Raw genomic sequence first — 20,966 nt, 5'->3', positions numbered from 1 at the left:
AGCATAACCGCTTTGCATATGGGGTCCCGAAACAAGTTCGGGATGACATGGTTTGTTGCTCCGTGATGGCGCAACAATTCGTTCTTTGACCTATCAATCCATTGTCTGTGTCTCCACTGACAAATTATTTCTTGTCCTTCAACGGCAACGTGAACCAATGGTAACCATCGCGGGCTATTAAAGCCTCGGCGGCTTCCGGTCCCCATGAATCTGCCGAATAGTTAGGGAAGCTCAGGCTCTTTTTGTTTTGCCAAGCATGCAGTATCGGCATCACCAATTCCCACGCTGTCTCTACCTGGTCGCCGCGCATAAACAGCGTTTGGTCGCCAAGCATGGCATCTAACAACAAGGTCTCGTAAGCCTCGGGTGCCTGGTTGGTGTAGGTGCCTTTGTAATCGAACACCATATCAACCGCGTTCAGGATCATATCGATACCCGGGCGTTTAGCTTGCACCTGCAAACGGATACTCATCTCAGGCTGTATGCTGATGATCAGCCTGTTCTGCTGCCAACTCTCGGTCGACTCGGCAGGAAATATCTTATGAGGAACGTCCTTAAATTGAATAGTGATAACCGATGCCGACTGGTGCATACGTTTACCGGTACGCACGTAGAATGGAACGCCTTGCCAGCGCCAGTTATCTACAAAGAATTTGATAGCGGCAAAGGTTTCGGTGTTAGATTCTGCGTCCACTTTAGCTTCTTCGCGATAGCCGGGAACTTCTTTACCGGTCATCCAGCCTTGGCCATACTGACCGCGAACGGCCGAGTTACGTACATCCTCCGGACTAAATTTGCGCATGGCACGTAATACCTCGACTTTACGGTCGCGTACTTCGCTCGCGTCAAAGTTGATCGGGGTTTCCATGGCCACTAAGCAAAGCAATTGCAGCAAGTGATTCTGGATCATATCACGCATAGCGCCGGATCCGTCGTAGTAATCTCCGCGATCCTCAACACCTAAAGACTCGGTAACCGATATCTGTACGTGTTCAATGAAGTTGCGGTTCCATATCGGCTCGAACAGGGAGTTGGCAAAACGGAACGCCATGATATTCTGCACGGTCTCTTTACCCAAATAATGGTCGATACGGTAGATCTGACATTCGTCAAAAATATTGGCTAACAAAGCGTTCAGCTCTTTTGCTGAATCCAGATCGTGACCAAAAGGTTTCTCGATCACAATGCGGGTACGTTTGGTATCCTTGGTCAGGCCTGCCTTAGCCAGGTTAGACGCAATGATCGGGAAGAAATTTGGCGATACGGCCAGGTAATAGATCACATTAGCCTTGGTCTTCCACTCAGCGTTGAACGCGTCGATCCGGTGACTGAACTCTTTATAAGTGGCAGAGTCGGTAGCATCAGATACCTGGTAGAAAACGTGCTTTTGAAATTCGTCCCATTTGGCTTTATCGGCCTTACCGCTGCGCGAAAAGCTGTTGATGCCTTCCAATAGTTTGGCGCGGTATTCCTCGTCGGTAAATTTGGTACGGCCTGTACCGACCACCGCAAAGTTGCCGGGCAGCCAGCCATCCAAAAACAAATTGTAAATGGCCGGTGCCAGTTTACGCATATTCAGATCCCCAGTGCCGCCAAAAATGACAAATACGGTAGGGTCTGTATGTATTTTAGAGCTCATTTGTTTATCTGCTAATATATGTTACTCGGTTTTTTTAGGTACCCACTGGGTGTGGAAGGTGCCTTCTTTACCGATCAATTCGTAAGTGTGTGCGCCAAAGTAATCGCGTTGTGCTTGTATCACGTTTGATGGCATGCGCGCGCTGCGGAACGCCTCAAAGTAGCTTAAGCTTGCATTGAAAGCCGGGGCAGCGATACCCGCCGCAACCGTTTTAGACAATACCGAACGGATACCCGGGGCAACCTCGTTCACCAGTTTGGCAACGCCCGCATCAAGCAATAGGTGCTGTAAGCCCGGGTTGTTGGTGTAAGCATTGTAAATATCGTACAAGAACTGTGAGCGGATGATACAGCCCGCGCGCCAGATCTTAGATATCTCGGCCAGGTTAAGGTCGTATTTATACTCAACAGACGCGTTGGTCAATAAGTGCAGACCTTGCGCGTAAGAAATGATCATGGTGAAATACAAGGACTGCTCTAACTCGGCGATCACTTTCTCGGTATCCTCAGCAGTTATCGTTTCGGCTTTACCGTAAAGTTCGGCAGCCTCAACACGTAGGGCTTTGTATTTAGACAGGTCGCGCATGGCAACGGCGGTATCGATCGTAGGGATAGGGGCTTGCAGGTCCATAGCCACTTGCGATGTCCATTTACCGGTGCCCTTAGAGCGTGCCTCGTCCTTAATATCGTCGATCAGTAAGTGATCAGCATCCGGTGCTTTGTATTTAAATACGTCGCGGGTAACTTCTAATAAGAAAGACTTCAGGCGGCCTTCGTTCCATTCCTCATAGATCTTACCGATGCGCTCGTTATCCAAACTAAGGCCATTTTTCATGATCTCGTAAGTCTCGGCGATCAGCTGCATCATTCCATACTCGATACCGTTGTGCACCATCTTCACAAAGTGACCGGCAGCACCCGGGCCGCAATAAGCAACACATGGCAAGCCGTCCTCGGCTTTGGCCGAGATAGCTTCCAATATTGGTTTCATCACCTCGTAGGCTTTTTTATCGCCACCCGGCATAATGCTTGGGCCACGGCGGGCGCCTTCCTCGCCACCGGATACACCCATGCCGAAGAAGTGGAAACCTTGTGCTTCCAGGTATTCTACACGGCGGTTAGTATCGGTAAAATGCGAGTTACCACCATCAATAACGATGTCGCCTTTATCCAAAAGTGGGGTCAGCTCGGCAATAACGTCATCAACGATCTTGCCGGCAGGTACCAGCATCATGATCGCACGTGGGGTACTCAGGCTTGCCACAAAAGGTTCGATAGTGCTAAAGCCTTTTAGGTTGCCATTTTTATCTTCTTGCTCTAACAGTTGGCCTTTGGCAGCGTCTTTATCAAAACCCGCGCCGGCAAAACCGTGATCGCCAATGTTCAGCAACAGGTTACGGCCCATTACGCCTAAACCTATCATACCAAAGGCATATTTTTTTGTATCGCTCATTTTAATTGAGATTTTCTTTTTTAAGATCTTCTAATATCTTTTTGGTCGTTTCAAAGTCGGTATGCTGGAAAGCCCTGATGCCCAATTTTTCGGCAGTGGTCACAAACATCATGCGGTCATCAAAATAAACGCATTGCTTAGGCGATACTTGTGCAATACCCATGGCCAGCTTCCAGATACCCGGGTCAGGTTTGCGTAAGCCGACCTCGCAAGAGGAGATGAACGCGTCGAAACAATCGTGCAGGCCAAATTTTTTCACCCGGTAATCGTTAAGTTCTTTACCCTCATTGTTGATGGAGATAATGCGGAAACCGCAATCTTTTTTCCATTTCTTAAGCCATTGTAGCGTATCCGGCAATTCTACCGACTGCTCAAATATGAAGGCTTTCAGATCCTCGCGAGTAAAATCGCGTTCACAATGGAATACTGCTGTATCCAGGTATTCATCAAGGGTGATGCTCCCGATCTCGTAAACGTTAAAAATAAAATTATGCAGGGCGTTAAGCTCTGCATAATCAATTTTAAATTTTTCGGATGCCAGCTTACGCGACTCGTGCCCCCAGCCATTGCTCAGCAAAATGCCGCCAATGTCAAAGAACAGGATCTTGATACGGTCGCTATGCATCTCCAATTATGCTTTATTTTTTTGATCTTCGATAGCTTTCAGCAATTTCTCAAAAGGCGCGTTGAATTTCTCGATGCCTTCATCCTCTAATTGCTGAGTGATCTTGTCAAGGTCGATGCCTGCTGCTTTGATCTTTTCTAAAACCTCGGTAGCGTGGTCCAGACCTTCTTCTAAATTGTTGGCAGCAATACCGTGATCACGGAAAGCCTCTAAAGTTTCCAAAGGAACAGTATCAACAGTTTCAGGGCCGATCAAAGCCTCTACGTATTTAGTGTCTTTAAATGCAGGGTTTTTGCTGCCGGTACTTGCCCACAATAAACGTTGTGGTTGGCCGCCTTTAGCTGCCAATGCTTTCCAACGGTCGGTACTGAATACGCGTTTGTAGATCTCGTAAGCTTTTTTAGCCGACGCGATAGCAACTTCGCCTTGTAATTCTTTCAGGCCTTTTTCTTCTAATAGCGGATCAACGGCAACGTCGATACGGCTCAGGAAGAAACTTGCTACTGATGCAATATGTTTGATATCATGACCAGCAGCTAAGTGATCCTCCAAACCAGAGATATAAGCTTCGGTAACGGCCTCGTAACGCTCTAAACCGAACAATAAAGTTACGTTGATGTTGATACCATGCGCGATAGATTCGCGGATAGCTTTTAAGCCTGGTTGTGTACCCGGGATCTTGATCATTACGTTCTTGCGGTCCACTTTTTCCCAAAGTTCAACAGCTTGTTTGGCGGTACCTTCAGCGTCTAAAGCTAAGAAAGGAGAAACCTCTAAGCTTACATAACCGTCAAGCGCGGCAGGCTCTTCGCTGTAAACCGGCTCGAATAATTTGGCAGCAGCCTGGATATCTTTAACAGCAACCTCGAAGAAAAGCTCCTCGTTAGTTGATGTAGTTGAAGCGTATTTGGCAATATCAGCATCATAGTCAGAGCTACTGCTGATCGCCTTCTCGAAAATAGCCGGGTTAGAGGTAACGCCGCGTACGCCGTCCTCGTCTATCAATTTTTGTAATTTTCCGGTCGATATGATCTGACGGTCGATAAAATCCAACCAGATACTTTGGCCAAAGCTGTGTATTTGCTTTACGTTGTTAGTTGACATGATGTATGAATTATTTAATGATATTAATAGATGTAATTATGCAGGTAGTACTTTGTCGCGCCTAAATTAGCACGTTTTAAATTAAATTCAGCTATAAACTATTGCCGGCGACCATAATATGAACGTCATATCCAAGGAAAAGTCCGCTCTCGATCACGCCGGTTATCGATTTGATGTCCTTCTCTAATGATGTTGGGATATGGTGGAAACGGCAATCCAAGATCAGGTTATTGTTCTCGGTGATCACCGGTCCGTCCTTGCCTTTCGCCGGGCGCAATTTTATATCTTCGGCACCCAGTTTTTTTAATTCATTAGCAACAAGCGGCAGGGCTTGAGGAAATACCTCGACCGGGATCGGAAAGTTCTGACCAAGGCGCTCTACCTGTTTCGACTCGTCCACAATGATATAATTGAGAGGACTGCTCGCCAATAATAATTTTTCTTTAAAGAGCGCACCGCCACGCCCCTTGATCAATCCGTTACCCGGGCCAACCTCATCAGCTCCATCAAATAACCAGTAAGGCTGATGCTCATAGAGTGTAGTTTGCGGGATGCCCAACTTAGAGCAGAACATTGATATCTCCAGCGAAGTTGATATCGCTTTAATATTCAGCCCCTCGTTCTTCACCCTTTCAGCTATCGCGATCAGCGCCAAATAAACCGTCGACCCTGAGCCAACGCCCAGCACATCGCCGTCCTTTACCTTAGCGGCAATTTCGCGCGCCACCTTTTCCTTACCGGGGCGGTTAGTGATCTCTGACGACCATTCGAGGCTTTTTATGAGACTATCCATGAGGAAGATTCAAGAGTATAGAGTCAAGAATAAAGACAGAAGCTATATCGTATAGTCTTGCATTTTGATTCTTGGCTCTTGATTCTATTCTATAACGCTTTCGCTTTGGCCACTACATTCTCCACCGTAAAGCCAAAGTGCTTATACAGGTCTTCAGCCGGGGCTGATTCGCCGAAGGTGGTCATGCCTAAGATGTCGCCTTCGTCGGTTACATATTTGTGCCAACCCATTGGTGACGCGGCCTCTACAGCCAAACGTTTTTTCACCGACTTAGGCAATACGCTTTCTTTATATTCTGCCGATTGCGCTTCGAATATCTCCCACGACGGGAAGCTTACCACGCGGGCTTTAATGCCATCAGCTTTTAGTTGTTCTTGTGCTTTTAGGATCAGTTCTACTTCAGATCCGGTAGCGATCAGGATGATGTCCGGAGTACCTTCGCTGTCAGATAAAATGTAGGCGCCTTTAGCAAGATCGGTCGCTTTGCCATATTTAGCTTGGTCCAGTACCGGTAAACCCTGACGGGTAAATACCAATACGGTCGGGCCGGTCTTGTGCTCCAAGGCTACTTTCCAGGCTTGCGCGGTCTCATTGGCATCAGCCGGGCGGATCACACGGATATTCGGTATCGACCTTAACGATGCCAGTTGCTCTACCGGTTGGTGAGTGGTGCCATCTTCGCCTAAGCCAATGCTATCGTGCGTGTACACAAATATCGGGGCCACCTTCATGATCGCCGCTAAGCGGATAGGAGGGCGCATATATTCAGAGAACATCAGGAACGTCGCGCCGAAAGGTATCAGACCCTTGGTCAAGGCCATACCGTTCAGAGCAGAACCCATAGCATGCTCACGGATACCAAAGTGGAAGTTACGTCCGCTGCGGTTCTCTGATGTAAACGAGCTGTATTGTTTAAGATCTGTCTCGGTAGATGGCGAAAGATCTGCCGCGCCGCCGATCAGGTTTGGCAATACATCAGCGATAGCGTTCAATACCTTGCCCGATGCGGCACGGGTAGCGATCTTTTTATCAGACGGTTCAAAGGTCGGCAATTTAGCTTCCCAGCCTTCCGGTAATTGGCCTGACGCGGCACGCTCGTATTCGGCGGCTAATTCAGGGAACTTAGCTTTATAATCAGCAAAAGTCTTGTTCCATTTTTCTTCAACAGCAACACCACGCTCCCCTTTTTTGCGGTAGTAATCTAATACCTCAGGTGCAACGTCGAACGACTTTTCAGGATCAAAACCAAAGAACTCTTTTACCAGTTTGATCTCGTCCGGACCAAGTGGCGAACCGTGCGATCCTGCAGTACCCGATTTATTAGGGCTACCGTAAGCGATCAGCGAGCGAACGTTGATCAGTGATGGTTTTTGCGTTTCAGATTTCGCATTGATCAAAGCCAGCTCTAAAGCGTGGATATCATTCACATCAGGCAGGTCCTGCACATGCCATCCGTATGAACGGAAACGGGCGCTCACATCCTCGTTAAAGGTAATGTCGGTGCTGCCTTCTATCGAGATATGATTATTATCGTACAGGTAGATCAGGTTACCCAATTGCAGGTGACCGGCTAACGATGCGGCCTCAGAGGTAACGCCTTCCATCAGGTCGCCATCGCTACAGATGGTGTAGATGTTGTAATTGAAAAGTTCGAAGCCCGGTTTGTTGTAACGTGCTGCCAAATGCTTTTGTGCGATGGCGAAACCCACGGCGTTAGCAAAACCTTGTCCCAGCGGACCGGTAGTCACATCGATGCCCGGAGCCAAACCGTATTCAGGGTGACCGGCGGTCTTGCTGTTCATCTGACGGAAATCCTTCAGGTCATCCAGCGTAAGGTCGTAACCCGTAAGATATAAAAAGGCATATTGCAACATACAGGCGTGCCCTGCCGAAAGGATGAACCTGTCGCGGTTAGCCCAATCAGGATTTTTTGGGTTATAGTTCAAAAACTTGGTCCACAATACGTGGCCCATTGGCGCTAAAGCCATTGGTGTACCCGGGTGGCCCGAATTTGCTTTTTGTACCGCGTCGGCCGCTAAAACACGTGCCGTGTCTATTCCTAATTGTTCAATGTTTTTCTCTGATGCCATGGTAGATGGTAAATATTAATGTAGATGTATTTATTTTTTCACGACCTTCTTATCTGAGTCAATAACCGCGTTGATGCCCTGTATATGGTCGCCATTCCAAAGGCGTGCGCCGCCTTTAATGCCCTCCTCGTTGGTCACCAGCTTCATGTTACTGTCCAGTTTGAATGTCAGTTTGCGGGCGTTGCCCCCGCCTATGTATAAAGAGTCGTAATTGAATACAGTTTTTAAAACTTCAAAAACCTTCTTCATGCGTTTGTTCCATTTCTTCTCGCCAATGTCGTCCAGGGCACGGTCGCCGATGTAATCATCGTAACCTTGTCCTTTAGCGATGGGGTGGTGCGATATTTCCAGGTGAGGCAGCAATACACCATCCTGCAAAAGCGCCGTGCCGAAGCCGGTACCCAGGGTGATCACCATTTCCAATCCTTTACCGTTCACTACACCAAGGCCGGCCATGTCGGCATCGTTCACTACGCGGGCAGGCTTGCCAAATTCTTTGCTTAACGCATCCTGCAAGTCGAATTTTTCCCAAGCCTTATTTCCCAGGTTAGGTGCGGTCATCACTACACCGTTCTTCACGAAGCCGGGGAAGCCGACGGAAATGTTATCGAAATTGGGGAACTTCTTGACCAGTTTCTTGATCGCCTCCATCATGTTCTTTGGTGTAGATGGCATGGGGGTCTCGATCTTATCATACTCCATGGTCAGCTGACCTTGTTTGTTCAAGATGGTAGCTTTTACGTTAGATCCGCCGATATCGATGGAAAGGATACTTACTTCGCCGGTTTGTTTTTTCATTGTTTTAGGGATATAGACTGACGGGGTTGCGAAGCCCCATAAACAAATATGAACATTATATCACGATAACCTAAATTACCGTTGCGTTAAATTACCATGTAGTTACAAAAAAAGAGCGCCATGTGTTTAACATGACGCTCTTTTTGTCGGTGATATGTTGGTCGGCTAACTGTGACCGGTTTATTAGTGATCAATTAACCCGCCTTCTTTTGTCCGGTCACTGGTTAAACTGATCACTGGTTAACTATTTAACCGATCACTATTTATAAATAAAGCTACCATCGCCACGGCGTTGCATATTTTGGCCGTTACGTTTTGGCGAACCGCTCCATTTTTGCAAGTTAAGACGGAAACCCAACAGGAAGTAACGGCTATCGGTACTAACCAAACTGTTGGTAACGCCGGTCTCTGTAAGGTTTTGGCGTAAAAAGTTATTCTGTTTTAAAAGGTCATACACATCAAAAGTTACGGTAAATTGACGTTTAGCGCCAAATTCTTTTTGGACGCCGCCATTAATGATCAGCGGGCTATTATTATTATTAGGTAAGCCATTAGATATTTGTGTGGTCAGGTTTTTGCTGGCATCATAGCGTACCCTGTATGTTTTTAGGAAATAAAAACTGCCCTCGAGACCCAAAGAATGAGTAACCGCACTGCTATATAAACCATCGCCCAGGGTAGAATATGTACGTCTTAAACTTGTGCCGAGGAAGGGGTTGATTTCTACAGCATCAACAGGGTTGATACGCGGGCCAAAACGCTCGCCAAAATTCCACTCGGTTACGTGGTAGCGCTCACCGGCATTCATAGCGATACGGTAATCGTAGCCCAGATTACCATTAAGCATCAAATTATATCTTCGGTCGGCTAATTGCTTTGATACGCTGTATCTACCCCCAAAACTTCTGGCTCCGCTTATGTTCACAAAATACTGCTCGTTATATGAGCGGCGGCCGGCTGAAGTACCTGGCAGGACAATCAAATAGGTATTACTGACAGTTTGGTCTGAATAGAACCTCGCGTCTCCGTTGTAAGAGATGTTAAATCTGGAGTTAGGAAAGTAGTTATTGTACGACACGCTGAATACGTTAGTAAAGGACGGCTTAAGGTTAGGGTTTCCTATAACTATATTATTGATATCCGTTCTGTCAACAAATGGTTGTATCTGGGTGAAGTTAACATCAGAATAGCTACCGTTATAATTTAACGTAAAACGTTGTGTACGCGACCATGAATAAGAAAAACGGAAAATAGGCAACACCCTAAAAAAACTACGGTTGGTATTGGCATCTTGCTGTATATTCTGATCCAGTTTGGTGCCGTTGAGGGTATATGGAACGAAAGTGGTACCTAACGACAAATTTACTTTAGTACCCTGATAACGGTAATTTAAACTTAACCGGGTTTCGGTAGTGGTGAAATCGTATTGGTTGGTCAACCGGTCAAGCAGTCCTATCGTTCCATTTAATGAATCTACGATACCATTAGAAGTACTCAAGCTGTTGTTATTCCTGCGATTTACCTGTCCGTTCAACTCTAATTGCGAGTACTGCCCCAAAGGTTCAGAGTAAGTAGAGCTTACTCGAAGGACGTTTCTTACGTTGTTACGCTCATTTAGTAAGTATATCAATGAATCGGTGAGTGCCGGATTACTGATAAGGGGTATTGGTTGGTTAAAGATGTCATAAAATGTTAACTTCCTGTTGGTTTCGCCATCAGAGTTGGATACCTCGCGGGATACATCACCTTGTACAGAGAAAAAACGCTTAGGTTTTTTGAATGTATGTAAGAAATTGACAGAAGTACCTATGTTGTTAGATGGTGATTTGCTGGTGTTGGTTCCTGAAGATATCCTGTGTTCAGGGTTGCCTTTTTGAAATACAGTGGTACGGTCTTCGAAAGAATTGTTAAAACTTTCGCTGGTTGAATAGCTGTAATCGGGGCGGACCTGCAAAAAGTTAGCGCTGTCTATATTGTACTCTATCTCAAAATTGGCACCTCCGTTATTCGATACAGATTCCTGGCTACCGCTACTAGTAAAAGTTGCTGTACCATTACCTGTATCCTGGTTACCATTTGTGCGGGTTATACCGTTAGATTGATTGATAGACTGGTTATTATTACCGTTGTAACGCGCATTAGTGTTTATCTGCACCTTGGGGCCAAACTGATCGCGATAAGATATATTGGGCGAGAACTGGCGCTGTGTACCGGGGTTAGTGCCCACATTAACTGTACGGCTGGTGTTGCCAATAAGTGTGATGTTTTGATTAGCGTTTATACGGTTAACATATATTTCGCCCCGGTACCGGTCGTTGTTACCGCCCTGCCCTGTAAGACGGCCGTTAGTGCCAATAGATCGGTCGGGTTTAGTGGTCACGTTAAGGATCTTTCTGGGTTCGCCTGACTTTACACCGGTCTTCGCGGCCATATCACCGTAGTCATCAACTACCTGTACTTTTTCCAATATCTCGGCGGGTATATTGGTTATAACTTGTTTCACGTCGCCACCGGCGTAGGTCTTGCCGTTCAGTTTTACGCTGGTGATCGCTTCGCCGTTGTGGGTAACGCTGCTACCATCGGATGCTACCTCCATGCCTTCCATCTTTTTCAGCAATTCGTCCAAAGTGGCGTTAGGGCGTACTTTGTAATCGCTCGCGCGATACTCAACTGTATCTACTTTATAAACGATGCTCGGCGTACCATTGATCACCACCTCGTTCAGTTGTTTCGATTCGGATTTCAGTACCACGGGGTCTAATGTTAGACGGGTAGGTACGTCGTTATTTAAAAGCTTTTTTATTTGGGTACGGTATCCCAAACTTGATACGGTAAGCGTGAAAGTAGCTTCTTTAACATTTTTGAAGATGAAGATACCATCAACGTTAGTAGAGGTACTTAAAGTATCTTTTGCCGATACCAGCTTTACAACAGCGCCCGGTAGGGTAGAGTCGGTTGAATCTTTTACGATACCACTCACCGTGCGTACAGCTGCAGGAGGAGGTAAATTGCTATTACGTTGAGGAGTTGCCGGTCTCGGGGCTGCAGGTGTCACCACCGGTGGCGGTATGGTCTGCGCGAATATAAAGCCTCCGCAGAAAAGCATGATAGTTATAAGGAATAGTTTTTTCATGAGTGATGTTATTAAAAAGCGATAAGGTTTTTGGCGCCTGCTGTTTGGGCAGGCACCAAAGTATTAAGAGTATTGAATAGTTAAATTGTTACTGCTTTTTTGCAAGCGTGTATTTGCCCCAAAAATCGGTAGCCGACATCATGTCCTGCATGTTGAAGCCGCCGCCACCGCCGCCGCCACCACGACCGCCGCCGAAGCCGCCACCGCCGCCACGGTTACCGCCGAAGCCACCGCCGCCGCCCGGAGGGCCGCCGGGGCCACCCTGCGGACCAAAGGTCAGTCCGTTAGCTTTGATGTTGTAAGCAAACTCTTTAGCACCCGGGGCAATGCCCATTAATTTTAACGGGATAGATAGCTCGTAAAATAATAAGCCTTTCTCGTCAAAATTAGCGGCTGCTTTAATGCCGTACTCGTTGTATATAGACACCAGGGTATCGGTGATCTCTTTAAAACCTAATACACGCAGATCTTTAATATTGGCGATCTGCTGTTTACGCATTTCTGCGATCTGTGCCGAATCTGGCGCCTGGCGCTGGCCACCGCCGCCACCTTGACCACCGCCACCACGTTGGCCACCACCGGCACCTTGCGGCCGCTGACCACGGCCCGCGCCGCGGTTAACGATAGGGAAGGTTACCGAGTAGGCGTCTTTTTCGTTCTTTTTACCATTGGTATTAATGGCCAGGGTAATACCGCCTGCCATTATCTTCATGTTATTTTGATCGATGGCCGATTTTACTACCAGATATAAGTTATTCTCGTCGTTAGACATGGTATAGTAAACATTCACCGTTTTATTTAAGGCTTTAAAATAGCTGTTCACATCCTCAAGCTTGCCTTCGGCTTTACCAAAGCCGTCAAGTTTGCTCAAAGGATCGGGGTTCCACTCCGTCAGTTTGCCATCTACCTTAACACCTACCGGCGCCCAAACGCTGGCCTCCTGGGTCGACGGCAATTTTTGTCCGTACACCATACCTGTGGCCGCTATCAGCAGGGCGTTCAGCCCAACTTTGGCTAATATTGCTGCTCTCTTATTCATCATATTTGTATTTTAGGGTATTTTATTGGTTGTTAATTATTGGTGCTTTTGGTCCTCTTATTCATCATGCCCTATGTACGCCAATACTTTGTCTTTATAATTATCGCTTAACGGTATCTCGGTCTGCCCGATCATTAAACGGTTCTTTTTAAATGCTGTCACCTTATCCAGTGCTACGATATAAGACTTATGCACCCGGGCAAATGTTGCTTCGGGTAGTTTTTCTTCCATAAAGCGCATGCTCAGGCGGGTAATCACCGCTTTGTCGCTACTTTTAAGGTAGATCTTGATATAGTCTTTCAAACCCTCTACATAAGTAATATCGGGTATGTTTATCCGCACTACTGAATAATCGGCATTAACGAACAGGTAATCAGGGTCTGTTTTAGCCGGCGCCACTTGTACCGCCTCTGCCGTCGGTGCCGCGACGGTTTGCGTTGCGCTGCCGTTATCTTTTTGCTGACGCAGGCTGATCAGTTCGTATGCCTTGTTCACTGCTTTTAAGAACCGCTCAAAAGAGAAAGGTTTAAGGATGTAGTCAACCACATCCAGGTTAAAGCCTTCCAGCGCGTAATTGTCATAGGCGGTAACCATTATTACCATAGGCGGGTTGCTCAAGCTGTTCAAGAACTGTACGCCCGATATGCCCGGCATCTGTATGTCTAAAAATATCAGGTCCACAGGTTCTCTGCGCAGGAACTCCATCGCTTCCATGGCGTTTTTGCAGGTGCCCTGTAATTTCAGATAAGGTACTTTAGATACGTTATCCTCCATCAGCTCACGTGCAAGCTTCTCGTCATCAACCACTAAACAGCGTACCATCTATTTCAGTTTAATTTTCAGTTCGGCAATAAAAATATTGTCGCTCTGTCTGATATCCAGCGCGTAATCGTTATTGTATAATAATTCAAGTCTTCGGCGTACATTGGCAAGCCCTATTCCCGAGCTTTTGTCTTTGGTGTGCTGTTGCGGGGCAATGGCGTTCATCACCTTAAAATCAAGCCATCCGGAGGTGCGGTCCACATCCAAAACAATGTTGATATGAGGGTCCTCTACCATGCCCACGCCGTGTTTAAAAGCGTTCTCCACAAAGGGCACCAGTAACATTGGCTCAAGATAGTAAGCATTTATGTCTTCGGGAGGGTTGAACACAATTGTTACATCGTCGCCAAAGCGCAGGTGCTGTAAAGCGATGTAACTTTTAAGATACTCCACCTCGCGGGCTAAAGAAACGCGCTCTTCATCGTTCTCATACAGCATGTAACGCATCAATTTTGACAGCTCGATAAGTGATGGTTCCAGCATGTCCGACTTCTTGCGGGCCAGCGACACCATATTATTTAATATGTTGAAAATAAAGTGCGGGCTCACCTGCGAACGCAGGAAGGTCAGCTCCGAACGCAGGTTTTCGTTCTCGCGCTCTTTACGGATCTTCTCCAGTTTAGAGTTATCAATGATGATGCGATAGCTGATGCTGATACCGATCACAAATATGTAAGTGATCATATTAGTAAAGTACCACCATAGGAACATTGGGCTACCACCCCTGAAACCTTCGCGTCCGCGACCACCAGGACCACCCGGACCAAAACGGCGCATGCCGCCACCTTCGCCTTTGCCATGCATATCGGCACCGATTTTTGGCCGCTCAAAATTCGGGTAAAGCAGATGGTCCAGATATTTAAGGAAGAAGATGATACCCGCAACAATGGCCACCAGCGATACCACATACAGTGCCAGTTGCTTCCGCTTTTTATACAATACCGGATACAGGTAATACGCGTTAAGGTAAAACAGTCCGGCCAGCATTGCATTGTTAGCCATGCCCCGATAGTGCCACGCGTTAAACCCTTTCCAGGTGGTTGGGTTGCGGAACAGGTAGGGCGATATGATGATCAGGGTCCAAAACACCACGTGCATTGCAACCACCAGATATTTGCTCGAGAATAATTTTTTAAATGCCATTAAGATAAAAGTAGGGCATAATAAATTACCCGTTACAGATATGCGACGAGGGGGGCATATAATTAGACAAAACCGCCTTTTTTTGCGATAACAGTTTTAGGCGATAAGGTATTAAGAGGATAGGTGAGGATGATCATCAGCATAATAGCCGGCATCAGGCCCGGCTATTATGTTCAATAAAGTTATTCCAGCCGTGGTAGCCGCAGTAGCGGGCCATGGCGGTAATGGTAAATGTAGAGGGCATAAATTCAGTACAGGCGAAGCCATAAACACGCTTAATGGTGGTCTCGCTCACCTGTAAATGCGTTTTGGCATAAATATCTGCCGATAGCCGCTTGCAGTCCGACGGCATGATCTCGCGGATGCCGCAATGGTTAAGCAGTTCGGCTTTTAGTTTTTCGAGTTGGCTTGTTTCGTAACGTGCCATAGATATCAATAGCAAAGCTTAAACTACCATGTTGATGCATTGGTCTACAGTGATGTTGGCCGTAATATCACCTTGCAGTATTTGTTTGCCGGTGTGATATTGTACGGCTATCTGTTGCAGGCGGGTCTCTAATTGGCGGCACCATCCCTCGTATTCATCGTAGCCTAAAAGCGATAATTGAATACTGTCAATAAGATTATCGGGCTGAGATATAGGTGCATCGCAAACGGTCAGTATCTCTAATTTGATCTGTTTACTCACAAAGGTTCTGTTCACGGCAATAGATCTTAATGGTTTATTTTTCAGCAAGTTTCGGTAGTGTAGTTCTGTGCCGACGGCGGGAGGGGACCCAACCTGTCTGCACTATAAAATTAGATGCCGCAATTGAGTTTACCTACACGTATAAATACGTGTTTTAATATCAGGTGTAAATACGTGCTTTGATCGGATCGGGCGGGTCCTAAACTTCGATCAGTTTGTTCTTGATAGCGAAGATGACCAAACCGGCAGTAGTTTGGCAACCCGTTTTTTCCAGCAGTTTGGTGCGATGCCCTTCAACCGTACGAACGCTGATGAAGAGCTTTTCGGCTATTTCGGGATTGGTCAATTCCTGGCAGATCAGCTCCAGAACCTGCTGCTCGCGCGGGGTGAGCAATTGGGAGTGATCTTTGGGTTTAAAAGAAATGTTCTTGTTTTGCGATGCGTATTTCAGCGCGTTCAATACTGCCGGATTCATGTAGTAGCCCGTTTTATGAACGGTCTCTATAGCTAGCACCAACTCGTCCTTATCGCAGTTCTTAGCCAAACAGGCCGATGCGCCTTCCTCCATCATCTGGGCAATAATGCGCTCCTCGGTATGTACCGATAGAATAATGACGTTGATATTGGGATAGTCTTTTTGCAGCAGCTTATTCAGTTGTACGCCGTTCATTACCGGCATGTCCAGATCTACCAGGGCTACGTTTATCTGTTGGTGGATATCCGGCAGGCGGTCGGCCAGTTCCTGCCCGTTAGCAGCATCGGTAATTAGGTCTAAGCCATCAACCGTAGTGATCAATAAAGCCAGGCTCTGCCTGAACAGGTGCTGGTCATCAACTATAGCAATGCCGATATTTCCGGTACTTTCTGCCATGTATTAAAGCGCTAAAGGGCAAGTGATATGAATAGAAAAACCGCGCTGATCGGCCTCGCCCAAGCGGTACGTAGCGTTGATCATGCTTAAACGGCTCTCCATGTTTTGCATACCCATACCAGCCTTTTTAGGGTCGGCAGAGTTAAGGCCAATACCATCGTCGGCATACCCCAAAACCAGTTTACCGGCCTCGGTATAAATATTAATTCGGATGCTGCTTGCCGCCGCATGCTTGATGGTGTTTTGTATCAGTTCCTCAAATATGCGGTACAAGGCCGTAGCGATGGTAAGATCCAGGTGACCGATGGTATCCATAGCCTGGTTATCCAGCAGTAGCTTAAGTCCCGAACGGGGTATGACATCGGTAAGATCTTCTAACGCAGCATTAAGCCCGAACAACGCCAAACGCGGCGGACTTAAATTGTGCGATATGTGCCTAACGTCGGTAACGATATGGTCTATCTCTTGCTTGCAGCTTTGGGCAAAGGCTTTAAAATCCATTGGCGTAATATCGGCCGCATTAAACATATCCACCTTTAAACGTAAGCGCGACAGAGCCGCGCCAACATCATCATGAAGGTCCTGACCTATGCGTTTACGTTCGGCTTCCTGCGATCTAATGACCGTTGATAGCAAGTTCTTTTGATGTTCTATCTCTTTTTCCTGAGCCATTTCTCGCTCTTGCAGCAAGTGGTTCTGGTTGCGCATATGCAGGGCAATAAAGGCTATCACCAGTAAAAACGCGCCACCGGTGCCAGCAAATACTAAAAAGAAGATGTTATCCGTTACGGCGCTCATGTCGGTATCCTATCGCTATTAAAATATACATCGCTGTTTGGCAAACACCATGTATGTCCCATATCAACTGTTGGGTAATATTGGGTAACGTGGTGATCACATTAGAGAACAAAAAGAAAAAGAAAGCGCCACCAAAATACGCTAATAATCCGGTCACGAACCAGTTATTCGGCTTTTTTTCCCAACGTAAGGGTTGCTTAATACGACTCTCATTCTCAAAATAAACAAAACAATAAGCGATCATTAGCAAAGCCTCTAACGACCGCGTATAGGTACTAAAGGTGTATAAGGGCTGAAAGAACGCCAGGTTAATTGCAGCTAAAATGATGAACAAGCCACATAATATATAAATAACCCTGGTTTTTTTTATTTTGTTAAATAACAGCTTAAAAAAGAACGACAGTAAAAAAAATTCGCCTACGGTATAAAAGTGCAAACCCGGTACAGTATTAAACCCGAAATCGTTCAATACACTAAGGATAATATCGCACATCCCCGAATAAAGCAGGAAATAATATAACGCTTTAGATGGGGCCGGTTTATGTTTAAAGCGGTATGCCCCCACCGCAATGGGGATAATAACGCTCCATATTACAATAAATGTTGTAAAATAATAACTGTAGTAGTCAAACACAGGAAAGGGGGTTTCGATCGCTTTCCAAAATAAAGTAATTAAACTTAAAAACGGAATAATAGAGCTGTTAAAGAGCAAAATTATTCCGTTTTATGCTATTTAAACGCTTTTTATACGTTGGTCAACCACTCCTCAGGTGGTTTACAGTATGGCGGGCAAGTAGCAGCGTAATTATAAATATTGGTGTCATCGTCGCCGCCAACTGTTCCCGGCGCCGGCAAGGTCACGATATCTTTACCATTAACAGTAGGTACCAATAATAAAGTGATCGATGTTGGGTCGTTCTCGGCCCGTAAAGCCAAATACATGCGTACGCCGTCGGCTTCGGGGGTGTAGGTCTTAATGTTATCGAACGTATCGATCGAAAAATGGAACGATTGGGCTACGATATCAGTATTAGCAGCATAGGTTTGCCATGCCGTAACTTCGTGTTGTGCCAATGGAATAGAGATGGTTCCCTTTGAACCCGGAGGTAATTGTGAATTTGCCATAATTTAGTTCAGTGTATATGTGTTTTTTGTTTGCTCCAATTTATTTATCGGCCGCAATAGTTAGCAACTAAGTAAGCACAATGAACGGAATGAACAAAATGAACAAACACTTAAGTTAATGCCGACAACCATAAGTTGTTATAGCCCAAATCTGTAGCCAATCTGTAACAATTACGCTAATCACGCCGTCTATCGGTGCAAATTGGTTTTTGGTCGACACTCGGGATAGATGTGCCACAACTAAGCTCAACTTTAAGCATCATCAAAAAAACAAAGCTTATGCAGATCATCAGCAAACAGAAAAAGATATTGGTATTGGACCGCAATAACCGCATCCGCAGCGTGGTAGACGAGATGCTGATATACGAGGATTGGGATGTATCCCTGATCTATGACCCTTACAGCGTGCACCAAAAAGCACAGGATAAAAAGCCCGACGTGATCCTGCTGGACTACCTGCTGCTGGATAATGATTGCGTCAACATTTGCTGGGATCTGCGCGAAGACCCTGAACTACAGCGCGTGCCTATTATTGTGGTAACATCATATAAAAGCCGCAGGACCAATGCCGATGTTTTTAAGTGCGACGCGCTTTTTATTAAACCGTTGGATATGACCGTGCTGGCATCGCGCATGGAGTATTTGATGGCATCGTAAGGGGAGGTTGGCTTTGCAAACGTTCCCTTATTATTTGCTGCGGTCATGCTTCAAAAGCAGGTAAAAACACTTACTTTTAAGCCATATCATTTTAAACCAAAGAAAAAACAAATGAAGCTTATCAGTAAATTGTTATGCTGCGCCCTCGTGCTTTTTGGATGCACCGTACAGGTGTACGCGCAAGGCAAAGCTATCGATCTGGCATCGCCCAATGGCGAGCTTAAAGTATCCGTGAGCCTGGCCGACAAGATCTATTACACCATCAGCGGCGGGGGGAAAGATCTGTTCACTAAAAATCATCTCGCTTTAGAATTACCCGGCGGCCTTACCCTGGGCGCTAATCCTAAACTAAGCGGTACAAAAAAAGGTAAAGGCGACGAGACCATTAAACCGTATGTGTCACTTAAATACTCGACTGTACGTAATGTTTACAACTCTCTATTGCTGACCTTTAAGGGCGATTATCAAGTTGAGTTCCGTGCTTTTGACGATGGTGTCGCTTACCGTTTTATCACGAGCAAAAAAGGTGATATTGAAGTAATGAACGAAGACTTTACTGTTAATTTCCCTGGTGATTACTTGTTGCATTTACAACAAGCCAATGGTTTTAAAACTTCATACGAAGAACGTTATACGCACATCCCGGCATCTACCTGGAAGGCGGCCGACAAAATGTCGACCTTGCCGGTACTGATCGATACTAAGAACCAATACAAAATACTGATCAGCGAGTCGGATCTGTCCGACTACCCGGGCATGTTCCTTAAAAGCACGGGTAACAACGGTGGCGAAGGCACTTTCCCTAAACAGCCGCTGGAATTTGGTCCGGATGGCGACCGTAGTTTAAAGTTTACAAAAGTAGCCGATTACATTGCCAAAACTAAAGGTACACGCACTTTCCCGTGGCGCTATTTCCTGATCACCAAGGATGATAAACAGATCATCGAGAATACGATGACCTTAAAATTGGCGGCTAAAAGCGTTATAGCCGATCCAAGTTGGATCAAACCCGGCCAAGCCAGTTGGGAGTGGTGGAATGATGCGTCCCCTTACGGACCGGATGTGAACTTTGTATCGGGCTACAATCTGGAAACCTACAAATACTATATCGATTTTGCCTCTAAATATGGCATCAAGTACATTGTGATGGACGAGGGTTGGGCTAAAACTATCGAGGATCCATACACCCCGAACCTTAAGGTAGACGTGAAAGAACTGATCCGTTACGGTAAGACCAAGAACGTAGATATCATCCTTTGGCTGACCTGGCTGACCGTGCATAATAACATGGACCTGTTCAAGACTTTTAAAGAATGGGGTATTAAAGGTGTCAAGATAGATTTTATGGACCGCAGTGACCAATGGATGGTGAATTATTACGAGAATGTAGTTAAAGAAGCCGCCAAACATCAGGTGTTTGTGGATTTCCATGGCGCGTTTAAACCATCAGGTCTGGAGTATAAATATCCTAACCTACTGTCTTACGAAGGTGTAAGGGGCTTAGAACAAATGGGCGGCACCACGCCCGAAAATAGCATTTACCTGCCGTTTATGCGTAACGCGGTAGGCCCGATGGATTTTACACCGGGCGCTATGATCAATTATCAGCCTAATGTTTACCGCGCCGAAAGGCCTAACGCCGCCGGGATAGGTACACGTGTTGGCCAGTTAGCGATGTATGTGGTGTTTGAAAGCGGTGTGCAAATGTTGGCCGATAACCCAACACTATACTATCGTAACCCTGATTGTACCCAATTCATCAGCAGCGTACCAACCACCTGGGACGAAACTAAAGCCCTTGCGGCCGAGGTTGGCCAGGTTATAGTGGTTGCTAAACGCAAGGCTGATAAATGGTTTATTGGTGGTTTGACCAACAGCAAAGAGAAGTCGGCCGAGATCAGCTTTGATTTCTTAGAAAAAGGTAAAACCTACACCATGAACTATTTTGAAGATGGCATCAATGCCGACCGCCAAGCGATGGACTACCGCAAAAAAACCATCCAGGTTAAAGCGGGCGATAAGTTCACCGTGAAAATGGCACGGAACGGTGGCTTTGCAGCGGAATTGAAGTAAGAATTGAAAAGTTAAAATTCAAAAGTGAGAACGCCCGGCATGTGGAATGTCGGGCGTTCTTATTTTTTATTGATGTGTTTTTCTGATCCCTCCTCGGGAGGGGCGCGTTTGGAATG

General features: G+C 46.2%; 19 protein-coding genes. 2 read left to right on the top strand and 17 right to left on the bottom strand.

Features of this window, described 5'->3' with window-relative positions:
- Positions 1-124 precede the first annotated feature (124 nt).
- The 17 genes from zwf to IRJ16_RS08380 form a co-directional block, all read right to left on the bottom strand.
- Positions 125-1,639, bottom strand: coding sequence for a glucose-6-phosphate dehydrogenase (gene zwf, locus IRJ16_RS08460; RefSeq protein WP_194111121.1), 1,515 nt, complete (start codon positions 1,637-1,639; stop codon positions 125-127).
- Positions 1,640-1,660: 21 nt separating this feature from the next.
- The gene (gene gndA, locus IRJ16_RS08455) at positions 1,661-3,091 is read right to left on the bottom strand and encodes an NADP-dependent phosphogluconate dehydrogenase (RefSeq protein WP_194111120.1); all 1,431 of its coding nucleotides are present in this window, start codon (positions 3,089-3,091) and stop codon (positions 1,661-1,663) included.
- Between the two features lies 1 nt (position 3,092).
- Positions 3,093-3,716 (bottom strand): HAD family hydrolase, encoded by a 624-nt coding sequence (locus IRJ16_RS08450; protein ID WP_194111119.1) that lies wholly within the window; start codon positions 3,714-3,716, stop codon positions 3,093-3,095.
- 6 nt (positions 3,717-3,722) lie between these two features.
- On the bottom strand, positions 3,723-4,820 hold the full coding sequence (gene tal, locus IRJ16_RS08445; protein WP_194111118.1) for a transaldolase: 1,098 nt from the start codon (positions 4,818-4,820) through the stop codon (positions 3,723-3,725).
- A gap of 91 nt (positions 4,821-4,911) precedes the next feature.
- On the bottom strand, positions 4,912-5,613 hold the full coding sequence (gene rpiA / locus IRJ16_RS08440; RefSeq protein WP_194111117.1) for a ribose 5-phosphate isomerase A: 702 nt from the start codon (positions 5,611-5,613) through the stop codon (positions 4,912-4,914).
- Positions 5,614-5,702: 89 nt separating this feature from the next.
- Positions 5,703-7,703: a transketolase gene (tkt, locus tag IRJ16_RS08435; protein ID WP_194111116.1), complete on the bottom strand. Its 2,001-nt coding sequence runs from the start codon at positions 7,701-7,703 to the stop codon at positions 5,703-5,705.
- 30 nt (positions 7,704-7,733) lie between these two features.
- Positions 7,734-8,501 carry an ROK family protein gene (locus tag IRJ16_RS08430; RefSeq protein WP_194111115.1) on the bottom strand — a complete coding sequence of 256 codons (768 nt, stop codon included), beginning with the start codon at positions 8,499-8,501 and terminating at the stop codon, positions 7,734-7,736.
- Positions 8,502-8,760: 259 nt separating this feature from the next.
- Positions 8,761-11,634, bottom strand: coding sequence for a TonB-dependent receptor (locus tag IRJ16_RS08425; RefSeq protein ID WP_194111114.1), 2,874 nt, complete (start codon positions 11,632-11,634; stop codon positions 8,761-8,763).
- An 88-nt stretch (positions 11,635-11,722) separates the two neighbouring features.
- A complete protein-coding gene (locus tag IRJ16_RS08420) occupies positions 11,723-12,676 on the bottom strand; it encodes a hypothetical protein (protein WP_228079951.1) in 954 nt (317 codons plus the stop codon).
- 54 nt (positions 12,677-12,730) lie between these two features.
- Complete coding sequence (locus tag IRJ16_RS08415) at positions 12,731-13,495, bottom strand: LytR/AlgR family response regulator transcription factor (protein ID WP_194111113.1); 765 nt, start codon at positions 13,493-13,495, stop codon at positions 12,731-12,733.
- On the bottom strand, positions 13,496-14,638 hold the full coding sequence (locus IRJ16_RS08410) for a sensor histidine kinase (RefSeq protein WP_194111112.1): 1,143 nt from the start codon (positions 14,636-14,638) through the stop codon (positions 13,496-13,498).
- 154 nt (positions 14,639-14,792) lie between these two features.
- Positions 14,793-15,065 carry a hypothetical protein gene (locus tag IRJ16_RS08405; protein WP_194111111.1) on the bottom strand — a complete coding sequence of 91 codons (273 nt, stop codon included), beginning with the start codon at positions 15,063-15,065 and terminating at the stop codon, positions 14,793-14,795.
- Between the two features lie 18 nt (positions 15,066-15,083).
- The gene (locus IRJ16_RS08400; protein ID WP_194111110.1) at positions 15,084-15,341 is read right to left on the bottom strand and encodes a hypothetical protein; all 258 of its coding nucleotides are present in this window, start codon (positions 15,339-15,341) and stop codon (positions 15,084-15,086) included.
- A gap of 184 nt (positions 15,342-15,525) precedes the next feature.
- Positions 15,526-16,197: a response regulator transcription factor gene (locus tag IRJ16_RS08395; RefSeq protein ID WP_194111109.1), complete on the bottom strand. Its 672-nt coding sequence runs from the start codon at positions 16,195-16,197 to the stop codon at positions 15,526-15,528.
- A gap of 3 nt (positions 16,198-16,200) precedes the next feature.
- Positions 16,201-16,995 carry a sensor histidine kinase gene (locus IRJ16_RS08390; protein ID WP_194111108.1) on the bottom strand — a complete coding sequence of 265 codons (795 nt, stop codon included), beginning with the start codon at positions 16,993-16,995 and terminating at the stop codon, positions 16,201-16,203.
- On the bottom strand, positions 16,976-17,629 hold the full coding sequence (locus IRJ16_RS08385) for a hypothetical protein (protein ID WP_194111107.1): 654 nt from the start codon (positions 17,627-17,629) through the stop codon (positions 16,976-16,978). Before IRJ16_RS08385 ends, IRJ16_RS08390 begins: the two co-directional genes overlap by 20 nt.
- Before the next feature lie 110 nt (positions 17,630-17,739).
- Positions 17,740-18,120: a hypothetical protein gene (locus IRJ16_RS08380; protein ID WP_194111106.1), complete on the bottom strand. Its 381-nt coding sequence runs from the start codon at positions 18,118-18,120 to the stop codon at positions 17,740-17,742.
- Between the two features lie 279 nt (positions 18,121-18,399).
- Here IRJ16_RS08380 and IRJ16_RS08375 point away from each other — a divergent pair, with 279 nt between their 5' ends.
- Positions 18,400-18,777 carry a response regulator gene (locus IRJ16_RS08375; protein ID WP_194111105.1) on the top strand — a complete coding sequence of 126 codons (378 nt, stop codon included), beginning with the start codon at positions 18,400-18,402 and terminating at the stop codon, positions 18,775-18,777.
- Positions 18,778-18,888: 111 nt separating this feature from the next.
- The gene (locus IRJ16_RS08370; RefSeq protein WP_194111104.1) at positions 18,889-20,850 is read left to right on the top strand and encodes a glycoside hydrolase family 97 protein; all 1,962 of its coding nucleotides are present in this window, start codon (positions 18,889-18,891) and stop codon (positions 20,848-20,850) included.
- Positions 20,851-20,966: the final 116 nt, after the last annotated feature.

The organism is Mucilaginibacter myungsuensis (assembly GCF_015222005.1).
Lineage (GTDB): Bacteria > Bacteroidota > Bacteroidia > Sphingobacteriales > Sphingobacteriaceae > Mucilaginibacter > Mucilaginibacter myungsuensis.
This window is presented reverse-complemented; position numbering and strand designations above follow the sequence as displayed.